An 11566-nucleotide genomic window follows, 5' to 3' on the forward strand; every position below is an offset into this window, starting at 1 on the left:
TACCATAGCATTTTTAAGTATTTGTTATTTTTGAATCCAGTAAATCAGTGTTTTATATTTTTTAGCATCTTTCAATGATTAAATTGGTCATCAGATTATTCTTACATATTGCATTATTAATAAATTCGTCTTCTTTGTGGGCTATAGAGCTGGATTCAGTAAATATTGAAGAGAGCTTAAGTCGTATCAGTGAGGTTTATTCTGAATCGTCGGATTCATCCATCAACGAATTTCTAAAGAGTATTGCGTATTACAAAGAGCAGCAAGACACCTTAAAGATGATAGACATTAATTTGAAGTTGGTGACTGTATATACTGGTAATGGACGGTATAGTGATGCATATGACCAAATATGGCATTTGCTTACCTTGGTTGAAGCTCCGAAATTTGCAGAACAGAAATTTGGTATACTTAACAAATTAATCGGTCTGTATTTACTGTACGAGCAACATGAAAAAGCAATTGAATGTTACCAACAACTTCCCGGTTTAGTTCAAACAGCATCCTTAACAGACGAAAAAAAAGTAAAATACCAAGGACGTATCTTTGGCTTAGGAGCATGGATTGAGTTAAAGACCACAAAGGATTTAAAAAGGGCAGAGAGATTGTGTTTAATGAGTATAGAGCAATATAAAAAAATAAAGAACAAACCTGGTTTTTTACATCATTCGCAAACACAGCTCGCACATATTTATATTTTAATGCAAAAAGCAGAAAAAGCATATGCTATATTAAAACAGCTAGAAAGCTATTATACCGGACCACTAAAAAGGGAGCATGCTTTATTGGGATATAGATTGGCACAGTATTATCAATTAGTAGATGATGAGAAAAATGCAATTTCTTATTATAAAATAAGTTTGGCAGCTATCGATACCTTTAAAACATTGTTAGATAAAAAGCCAGAGTCCTATAAAAAGCTGGCAAGCATTTATTATAATCAAGGTGATTTTAAACAGGCTTTTGATTACCAACAAAAAGCAGTGGAGCTAAATAATCGTTTTTTTAGCGCCAGCCAGTCTCAAAACAAGCAATTATTCGAAATAAAGAATAAATATCAAGAAGAGGTGCTCGCACAGGAAATGCAACTCATCAAAACTAAAAATCAAATTCTACAATTAAAGACTTATTTGATAGTATTAGGCTTTATAATCATGATAATAGTGCTCGTATTTTTGTTTAAACGAAAAGCACGTAAGGATATTCTAAGTCATAAACTGCAAAACCAAAAGCACCTGCTCGAAATAGAAAAACAAAGTGAAATACTCGAATTAAAAAACAAAGAGCTATTAAGTTCTGCCTTACAATTGTTAGAACAGGATAACTGGCAAGCGGATATTAAAAAACGTATAGCAAAACTAAAGCTTGAAGGTGCTAATGCTGAAATTATTCAGGATGTAAAAAGCTCGCTACAAGTGGATACTTCTAATAAATGGAAAGAGTTTGAAGCTAGGTTTGCGGCAGTAAACGATAGTTTTTTTGTAAAGCTGAAAGAATTATACCCGCGTTTAACTCCAACCGATTTAAAAATGTGCGCTTTCATTAAACTAGGCTTTAGTAGTAAAGATATGTCTCAAATAATGGGGATTACCGTCGAGGGTATTAATACTTCACGGAGCCGCCTGCGTAAGAAAATGGATCTGCAAAGAGAGGTCATCTTATCTGAATATTTACAAGCTTATAAATAGTAAAACGTAATATCCATTTTCGTCACCCTATTTCCTTAATAGAGCTTTTAGCATCTTTGAAATTTCTCCTTACAATTTGTTCAGATATTTATTTGAGCGTAATATTTTAATGTTGAAATAGGAGTAAGCCAAGTAAAATATCATTATAATATCCTTTAGTTATAGTGAGGTTTCGTCTTTAATTTAAAACTAACGAGGTACCCATATTCAACTAATTCATGGTAGTATTTTCCGTATTCACTTTTCTTAAAATCTTAAATTTTAATCAAAATTACCATTTACACTTATTATTCAAAGACTGGCACTATTTTACCCTAGTATGTCTTTATGTGTAATTAAACTGCAGTTTTATAGTGTTTTAGGTGTTGTTGTTCAGATCTGTCTATTTACGTTTCAGTACATACATATTGACGAATTAGGTCTAAAAAGATTTGATAAGTGTGAAAATTTGTAAACAGAAATTAGGAATGCGCATGCCAACTCTGATTATGGCAAGAGCATAAATAAGATTTTCAATTTTTATAACAACAAATAAAATGAGTCTATGAAAAGTGAGTTATTTAACTTTCAAAAAAGAATGAGTCGGGTATTACTCATCTCTTTTATCGCTCTAATAGCTTTTAGTAGTGTAGCCATGGCACAAGAGCTAAGAGTTAAAGGGGTAGTTACAAGTTCTGAGGATGGATTACCAATACCAGGTGTAAGTGTAGTTGTAAAGGGAACAACCAATGGAACCATTACAGATATTGACGGTAAGTATGTAATCCGTGCCAACAAAGGAGAAATTGTTGTTTTTAGTTTTATTGGAATGAAAAGCCAGGAAGCTGAAGCCATAGGAGCTCCTTTAAACGTTAAACTAGAATCGGAGACGATTGGTTTAGATGAAGTAGTAGCCATTGGTTACGGTACGGTTAAAAAGAAAGAGTTAACTGGAGCTGTTGCTCAGGTTAAGTCTGAAGAGATTAGCAAAATTGTTACATCGGATGTGGGTAATGCTTTACAAGGATTAGTTGCTGGTGTTAATGTTACGGCTGCTTCTGGCCAGCCAGGAGAAAGTTCTAGTATTTTAATTCGTGGTGTAACTTCTATTAATGGTAGTAATACACCATTATATGTAGTTGATGGTGTTCCGATGGAAGGCGACCCACGTTTAAGTACTAACGAGATTGAAACCATCGATATTTTGAAAGATGCTGCATCGTGTGCTATTTATGGTACTAGAGGTGCTGCTGGTGTTATCTTAATTACCACTAAACAAGGTAAGGCTGGTACAATGCGTGTTAGCTTAAATGCTAACTATGGTATTAGAGATATTCGTTCTGGTACGCCTTTAATGAACTCGTCGGATCAGGTTTATGCTGATATCTTAGAGTTGAAACACAACTTTGAAGGTATTAATGATGATGAGTTACGTTTAAAAATGTTACGTAGCCCTTATTACTTCCAAAATGAAACAGATTTAGGATCGCATGTATTTATTGATAATGCTGCAACGCAGGATTATAACTTAAACATGTCGGGTGGTTCTAAGGATATTTCTTACAACGTTACTGTAGGTTATTATAACCAAGAAGGTGTTGTGATAAATTCTGGTTTTGAACGTTTCAATACGCGTATCAATACGGTTTATAATCACAATAAGTGGAGAATTAATGCAAGTGTTGGTGGATCGTTAGAAGAAACGGATCGTCCTCCAGGCGGAATTATTACACAAACCATTAAATATCACCCAACCAATAACGATTTAGATTTTAATTCGGATGAGCCTATTTATGCTACAGGCGATCATGAAGCAAATAACGTAAATTGGGTATTCGATAGTTTTAGAAATACAGATGTTACTTCTCGTAACAATCAGTTTGCAAACTTAAATGTAAACTACAATGTAATGAAAGGGCTTAACATTAGTGCCAGAGCTGCGGTTAGAGGTGTTAATGATTACAGACATAGTTTTAGTCCTTTTCAGGAAGTGTATGATGCAGAAGGTGATTTAACCAGTGACCCAGAGCGAGATAGTTATGTACGTATGACAGCTACTAAAAGTAGATCTACTACTTATAATATTGGAGCTACTTATCGTAAAAGCTTTAATAAGCACAATATGACCTTATATGCTGGTCAGTCAACAGAAAAATATACTTTCGATAGTTTTGAAGCCAGTAGAGTAGGAGTAGTTAATAACAATGTTGATGTGTTGGATGGTGCGGTAGCAAACCCTGCGGCTTCTTCTATGGGTAACGACTATGTAAACAAACTAATTGGTTATATCGGTCGTGTACAGTATAACTACAAAAGTAAATACTTACTTAGTGCCAGTGTTCGTCGCGATGGATCATCTAAATTTGCAGCAGAAAACAGATGGGGTACTTTCCCTTCAGCTTCGGCAGCATGGAATGTTTCTGATGAGCCATTCTTTTCTGCTGTTTCTAATGTAGTTAATACCTTTAAGTTAAGAGGAAGTTACGGGCAAGTAGGTAACCAAAACTTTACGCCATATTCTTTTTCGGCCGGTGTTATTAATGGAGTAGATTATATTTTGGGTGGCGAGCAAAGCTATGGTAGTGCACAACAAAGTTATGCCAATGCCAATGTAAAATGGGAAACTTCTATTCAAAGTAACTACGGGGTTGATTTAGCCTTTTTAAATAACAAAATTACCTTAACGGCAGAGTATTATACTACGAGTAAAAAGGATATGTTAATGCCAATTGAAGTAGCACCTTCAAATGGTTCTCTTCCAACTTCTCAAATGGAAACACCTAAAAGTTCGGTAGTAATGCTTAATGTGGGCGATATGACCAACCAAGGTATTGAGTTAGCATTAGCCTATAAAGCTAAAACAGGTAATGTAAAATGGGACTTAAGCGGAACATTTTCAACCAACGATAATGAGGTAACTAAAATCAATGGTTTAGGCGGATTTACTTTGTTAAACGATGGTGGACTTATTGCAGGAAGAAGAGCTCAGTCGCAGGTTACTGCTTTAGCTGAAGGATATGAAGCAGGTGCTTTCTTTATCTATAAAACAGAAGGTGTGATTGATACGCATGCTAAATTAGCTGAGTATCAAAAAATAGATGCTACCGCTAAAATGGGAGATTTGATGTATGCAGATACATATAAAGATGGTGTGATAACTGATGCTGATAGAGTTTACGGAGGTAGTGGTTTACCAGAATTTGAAGTAGGTTTTAATGTAAAGGCCGATTATAAAAATATCGACTTTTCAATGAGCTGGTATTCAGCAATTGGTCATGAAATTATGAACGGATCAAAAGCAACAGCTTATGCTTGGAACAGACATGCAGATATGACATCGCAATGGTCTGTGGAGAATCCAACTTCGCCAATTCCTGCTTATAGAGGTGAGCCTAACGCACACAAAAACTACCACGGAAATACCGATTTATGGTTAGAAGATGGTAGTTATATCAGATTAAGAAACGTAACACTGGGTTATACTTTGCCAACAAGTGCAGTATCTAAATTAAAACTAAGTAAGTGTAGGTTTTATGTAACAGCTCAAAACCCATTAACATTTACAAACTACCAAGGGTACGATCCTGAAGTAGGAGGAAATGTTACCAATAGAGGTCTTGATAAAGGAAACTATCCTGTTACTTCTCTTTATTCAGTTGGTGTAAATCTTAACTTTTAATTAGACGAAAATGAAAATATTAAAATATATAGCCTTAGGATTAGTTGTGGCACTATCTTCGTGTAGCGATTATCTAGAGGAAAGCAATCCTAACATGTCGGATAAAGACACGTACTGGACCAATTTGAATCAAACAAATTCAACTTTAACGGCTGCTTATGCCGCTATGGTTAGTGATTTTGCTTTAAACATTGCTTATGAAGCACCTCGTACCGACTTAGCTACACCAGGTTTTGGTCGTCCAACATATACTGGCGAAGGTGCGGTTTGGTATACCCATAGTTACGATAACTCTAATAATGGCGTTATTAAAAAGTGGGAAATTCTTTATATGGGTATCTTCCGTGCCAATCAGGTGATTGAAGCCTTACATAACATGGAGAATGTATCTAGTGAAGAAGCATGGACTGTACAAATGGCACAAGCTCGTTTTTTAAGAGGTTTATATCATTTTTATTTACACTCAACGTACAACAGAGGATCTATTATCATTAAAGATAAAGTTCCGGGTAATCTAGAAGATTTTAACCAATCATTATCTACATCAGAAGAGGTAGTTGAATTCTTCAGAAAAGATTTACAATACGCCTATAATAATCTTCCAGAGGTATATGCCGATTCAAAGGATCAGGGAAGAGCAACAAAAGGAGCTGCTGCTGCAATGTTAGGAACAAGTTATTTATATCAAGGAACATTACCAGGGCCTGGTAATATTGATATGGTAGAAATTGATTCTGCTATAACTAAGTTCGAGTACATTATCGGTTCTAAAAATTACGAGTTGGTAGATGATATGGCTTTGCTATTTACTACGGCTGGCGAAATGAACAAAGAATCTATTTTTGAAATAGCTTTTTCTAATACCGTTAACCCAGAGTACAGTACTTGGGTAGAAGATAATGTAAGTAACCGTTTAGCTTTTACTTTTGATGGGAGAGGATCAAACTCAAGCAATGTATTTCCTTCGTTATGGGTAACCAATGCTTACGTAAACGAAAAAATGGATCCGTTAGATTCTCGTAATATGGTAGAAGAACCAGAAGATCCTGGTGTATTTGTTCCTCGCCCTGTTTCTTTACGTACATCTGCTATGATTGGTGTGGTACAAGATGAGTTTACCAAGTATTACGATGGATTAGTACACAATGCGGTTTCTTTCCCGAGTAACGATAAAAGAACACAGAATGGATTTTCTAGGTATAAAATATTTAATAACCACGATATTTTAGATAGAGAGCAAGATAATCCAGGTGGTAATCAGCGTTCGGGTAAAAATGTTACATTAAGCAGATTAGGAGATATCTATATGATGCTAGCGGAGTGTTATATCTATAAAAATGATGTTACAGAAGCGCTTAGAAATATCAATATGGTGCGCCAGCGTTGGGCCTTAGAATTAATAGGACCAAGTAACGGAGATGCTTCTCATACTTATAATGAAGTAAACTATGATGCTACTACATTATTAACACGTTTGCAAAATGTTGAAAAACCACTAGAAACTTCTATCGAAGGACACTGTATTCGTTGGTTCGACTTACGTAGATGGGGTATTTTAAAATCAAACTTTGATATGCATGCCAACGAAACTTTTTGGAGTGCACACTATACCGTAACACGAGGAGAAAATGCCAGAACTAAGTGGCACAGTACAATTACTGATACAGATCCTAATGATCCTACGCTTATTTTATTAAAGGATTACGAGCAAGCTGCTTTAAATTTTAATTACCAAAAGCATGCTTGGTTACCTATTCCTTCAACTGAAACAGTAACGAATACTGACATATTTAATTAGCAAAATTTAGTAAGATGAAGAATTTAAATATATACATACTATTAGTTGCATTACTTGGTTTTGTTGCCTGTGAGGATGATTACGAGGCGCCATATCCAGTAAACGATGTTACTTGGTATACAAGTATGCCAAACGTAACTGAATATAGAATATTTCAAGAGGATATGATGGCTTTTATTGACGCTTCTCAAAACCCAATAAGTCACGAGTGGATCATTGAAGAAGGTAGCTACTTTTTAACTTCTGATGTGAAACAAGGAGACTCTCTACATTTATTTATTGATGAGGCTCAAGGGTTAACAAGCGATGCTTCCGGAATTAATGTTTATTTTTCAGAATCAGGAAGAAAATCAGTTCGTTTAAGAAATACATTTACCGAGAAAGTAACTTATGATGGAGCGCGCAAGTTAGAGGCTAAACAAGAAGGTGATGTTTGGGTAATTGACACTACTTTTACAGTAGATGTTTATGGACCAATTTTACCAGCCTATAAAGTTTGTAGAGTTGTTGTTAATCCAGATGGGTCAATATCAGATGGTGAGGTTTTATTAACCATTGGAGCTGATGATGAACCAAATATTGAGGAATCTGATACTTGGCCAAGTGTTGAAGTAGAGGTAGGAGAGCGTTTAAGGTTTGTTGATCTTACAGTAGATGAGCACCCTGAATTTATTCAGCCTGATACAAGAACTTGGACCATTAGAAATGGTAGCGACCCAGCTGTAACGACCGACTCTGCAGCTAATGTTTACTTTAGTACTTACCAATACGAAACGGTTGGTTTAGGAAATATCATTTCCAAAAGATCTGCATCTGAAGGGCGTTATGTACAAGCTCAAAAAATTATTCCACTAAAATTAAAAGTTGTTCAGTCGTCTCAACCATTCTCATACGCTGATGGTGCTGTATGGACAGGTCAAACAGAGTTGGCCTTGAACGTTACCGGAGAGGTAGCTTCTTTAGGTACAAATCCTGAGGCTGGTTTTACTGTACATGTGGTGAATACTTCAAAAGGAGTAGATAAAGATATTGCTGTAACAGCTGTATCTGTAGATGCGAGCAACGCAACCAGAATGAACTTAACATTGGCAGAGGCTATTTATGGTGATGACCAGATTACAGTAAGCTTTGATGCCACAGGAACTGATATTGTTTCTGTGGATGAAAGACCATTTGTTTCGTTTACTGATGCATCGGTAGAAATTCCTGTAGGAGGAGATAATGAGTTAACGGATAATGGTGCACACTCAGGATATGAAACGGGTGGAGCTGGTTTAAATAAGGCTTTCTGTCCGCAATATTGGGTAGGTGGCCAGGATGCAGTTAACCCAGAATGGGCGCGTGTTGAAAATATGCAATTCGAAGGTGAGGCTTCCATGAAATATAATGGCACACTTACACCTGTTAGACCAAACTTAGGTTGGATGCAAATGCAACAATCTGTTGATTTAGCACCAGGAGCTTATGAAGTTTCTCATAAAATTTATATTGAGCCAGAATCTACCATTAAAACGATACGTAGTTATGTTTCTCCAAAAACAGGAAGTTGGCCAACTGAGGTGTCGTTTGTGTGGGATTTATCCAATGTACAACAAGGAGAGTGGGTTACTATTAAAAGTATAGCAAGTTTCCCTAATCAAATTGGAGGATCAAGTGCAGAACAATATAGATATCAGTTTACAGTTAGTGCAGCTGATAACCCTGGAGTTGTAGCTACTGATGTTCAAACCTTCTATTTAGATGACATGAGCATAGTAAAAATTGATGCAGGCATACGTCCATAACAAAATATTTTAGCCCTCGCATTACATTGTGCGAGGGCCTAATAACTCAAAATTAAAACAATGAAGAAATTTATAAATATATCATCACTTTTGGTATTCGTGCTTCTAGCTTTAGTAAGCTGCGAAGAATACGAGTGGAACGAATCAGATCTTGCAGAGGTGCCTGTTTATGCATTAACCAATATCGAAGGAGAAATGGCCTTACATGCTATTGAGGTATACCCACAGCAGTCTCTTACTATCGAATTTGAAAAGGCAAGTGCTTTAAAAAGTTTTGCTATAACTGATTATCAGGATGTGTCAACAGCTAGCGATTATGATATAAGTTACATGCTTACAAAAGGCGAAGGCGAAGCAATAGTGTTTTATGAGTATGTGTACACAGGTACTAAAGAGGATAGTGCAGGAGTTTATACTATTTACGATGCCAGCGAAACAGAAAAAGTGCAAATAGCTACTGGAACAATGAAAATTTTTCCGGATACAAGATTGTATTAATTAAGTAGTAAGACAAAAGTATAAAGACAAAAGACTTACATCTTAATACTTTATGCTGACGGATTATAACTCATTAACTAAAATATTGGAAAGTTTAATGAATGATATTGAGGAGGGCATTGATTTTTATTATGGTAATTGAAACAAATTTTTATAACCTCAATAACTTACGCTAGCACTTTTCAGGGCGACGGAACGGTTCTTTATCACATGGTGGTAATAAAGGACCGTTCTTTTTTATATCATAGGCTTATTTACATTCTGCCAATCATTAAAGGCACTTAGTTATTCATTTGACAAAGATAGATGCTCATCCGACACACATAGATATAAATCTGACAAAGATAGATGAGCTTGGGTGCACTTAGAAAGAGATTTGACACACATAGCTGGTTTTTTTGAGGGAAAAGCCAAATAGCTAACACCGATTTTTGTTATGCTCCTAAACTCCCAAATAAGGATTTTAATGTCAATAGACTTGTATAAAAAATCATATTAAAATGCATCTTACTTGTTAGGTCTACTGCTTCTTTTTCCTCCTTTATATTTCTATCCTTCATACTTGCGTTAAAACATCTTTATTTTATGTATTGGTAAGTCTATTGGTATACGATATGGTCTTGTAAGTGATAGTTTATCAGTGGTTTAGGTTGATGTACGAATGCGTACATTAAATTAACGCAGTTGTACAGATTAAAGCCCATGCAACCATACTTTTAGTAGTGAAATTAAAAATGCCTTATACATTAGAGATTATAGAATATTGTATAAAGCAGCTATTAAAAACTATTTAATTTAAAATCTTATGAAAAAAAAATTACTCAAGTTTAGTGTATTGGTTATTTTGATGATTACATGTAGTTTTTCAAATGCCCAAAATTTATATTGGTCTGGAGATCAAGCTGATGTTTATTATGCAAGCTTTGAGCAGAATGCAGTTCTTTGGTTTACAAACCCAACTACTGTTGGTTTAGATGTTGAGTCTAGTACAGAAGCTTTTGTGCATGGACAAAGGTCTGCAAAGTTTTTTACGGATGATTTAGCAACGACTTCTGCTGCAACATCAGGTAATTCAACAGTTATTTTAGGAGGTACAAATGGTTATGTTGATGGAAATATAAATAATATTGAAGCAGGAGTTTATACTTTTAGTGCGAAAATATATATAGTTGAAAATCCACCAACAAATCTTTTAGTTTATTTTCAAGAATCTAATGCTGGAGTAGCAGGAGCCGGATCAACGTTATTGTCTATTCCGCTTGCAGAAGTAACTGTTGGAGGTAGCCCTATAACTCAAGGAGGCTGGCAAGATATTCAAGGAGTAGTGTCATTACCTGATTATACAGCAATGAAGACAGGTGTTAGAACACGTCCTCAAGATTACCCTGATGCAACTGGAGCATCAGCGATGTATGTAGATAATATGGTATTGGAACTAGGAAATACTACTGATCTTAAGCTTGAAACAAGTGTGGAAATGGATGTATATCCTAACCCTACAACGAATGTCGTTAATATTAAAACACCATTTGGCAGTAAAGTAGAGTTATGTAATGTAGCAGGTATGGTAGTGAAAACATTTGTGTCTTCATCAGATGTAGAGAAAGTTGATGTAAGTCAATTAAATAAAGGTTTATATGTTGTTAAAGTTTCTAATAAGGGAACTATTAAAACGCAAAAGCTACTAGTTAAGTAAATGTAATAATGAGGTAGAAGCATTGTGTCTTTTTCCTCAATTTTAATATTTAAAAATCAATAAAATATGAAGAAGTGGGTATTAACAATGGCAATGGTTGTAATATGTTCCGTTGCATTTGCACAAGCATGGCAAGAGAAGAAGATTCAATATTTTGTTGATGAGGCTACTCTGGAATTTTCGTTAAACGAGGAGCAGCAAGAACAGTTACTTAAGGAACGAACTGAATATGTAAGTCAGTTTTCTGATATTAATAAGAAAAGTAAAAATGGACAAATAACAGAGGAGGAAAAGAAAACTCAGGTAAAAACGATTAATAAAGCGTTTACTACTTATTTGTCAGGTATTACTGGTAAAACGAATAAAGAATTACAACCATTTTTAAAGAGGGTTAGAGAAGAATTAAAGTCTGTGAAATAGATAATAATCCGATTTTATTAGTTT

Annotated in this window: 7 protein-coding genes; all 7 read left to right on the top strand. The window is 35.2% G+C overall.

Going from position 1 to position 11566, the window contains the following annotated elements:
• The first annotated feature begins 74 nt into the window (after nt 1-74).
• The 7 genes from A8L32_RS03335 (at nt 75) to A8L32_RS03365 (ending at nt 11542) form a co-directional block, all read left to right on the top strand.
• Nucleotides 75-1688, top strand: coding sequence for a tetratricopeptide repeat protein (locus tag A8L32_RS03335; RefSeq protein ID WP_066627776.1), 1614 nt, complete (start codon nt 75-77; stop codon nt 1686-1688).
• Nucleotides 1689-2232: 544 nt separating this feature from the next.
• Nucleotides 2233-5346, top strand: coding sequence for a SusC/RagA family TonB-linked outer membrane protein (locus tag A8L32_RS03340; protein WP_066627778.1), 3114 nt, complete (start codon nt 2233-2235; stop codon nt 5344-5346).
• A gap of 10 nt (nt 5347-5356) precedes the next feature.
• Entirely contained in the window at nt 5357-7144 is a 1788-nt protein-coding gene (locus tag A8L32_RS03345; RefSeq protein ID WP_066627781.1) for a RagB/SusD family nutrient uptake outer membrane protein, read from the top strand.
• A gap of 14 nt (nt 7145-7158) precedes the next feature.
• Nucleotides 7159-8928: a hypothetical protein gene (locus A8L32_RS03350; protein WP_066627782.1), complete on the top strand. Its 1770-nt coding sequence runs from the start codon at nt 7159-7161 to the stop codon at nt 8926-8928.
• 60 nt (nt 8929-8988) lie between these two features.
• Complete coding sequence (locus A8L32_RS03355; protein ID WP_066627784.1) at nt 8989-9426, top strand: hypothetical protein; 438 nt, start codon at nt 8989-8991, stop codon at nt 9424-9426.
• 805 nt (nt 9427-10231) lie between these two features.
• Nucleotides 10232-11122: a T9SS type A sorting domain-containing protein gene (locus A8L32_RS03360; RefSeq protein WP_066627787.1), complete on the top strand. Its 891-nt coding sequence runs from the start codon at nt 10232-10234 to the stop codon at nt 11120-11122.
• Nucleotides 11123-11188: 66 nt separating this feature from the next.
• Nucleotides 11189-11542 carry a hypothetical protein gene (locus A8L32_RS03365; protein ID WP_066627790.1) on the top strand — a complete coding sequence of 118 codons (354 nt, stop codon included), beginning with the start codon at nt 11189-11191 and terminating at the stop codon, nt 11540-11542.
• Nucleotides 11543-11566 lie beyond the last annotated feature (24 nt).

It is taken from the genome of Labilibacter marinus, assembly GCF_001659685.2.
GTDB lineage: Bacteria > Bacteroidota > Bacteroidia > Bacteroidales > Marinilabiliaceae > Saccharicrinis > Saccharicrinis marinus.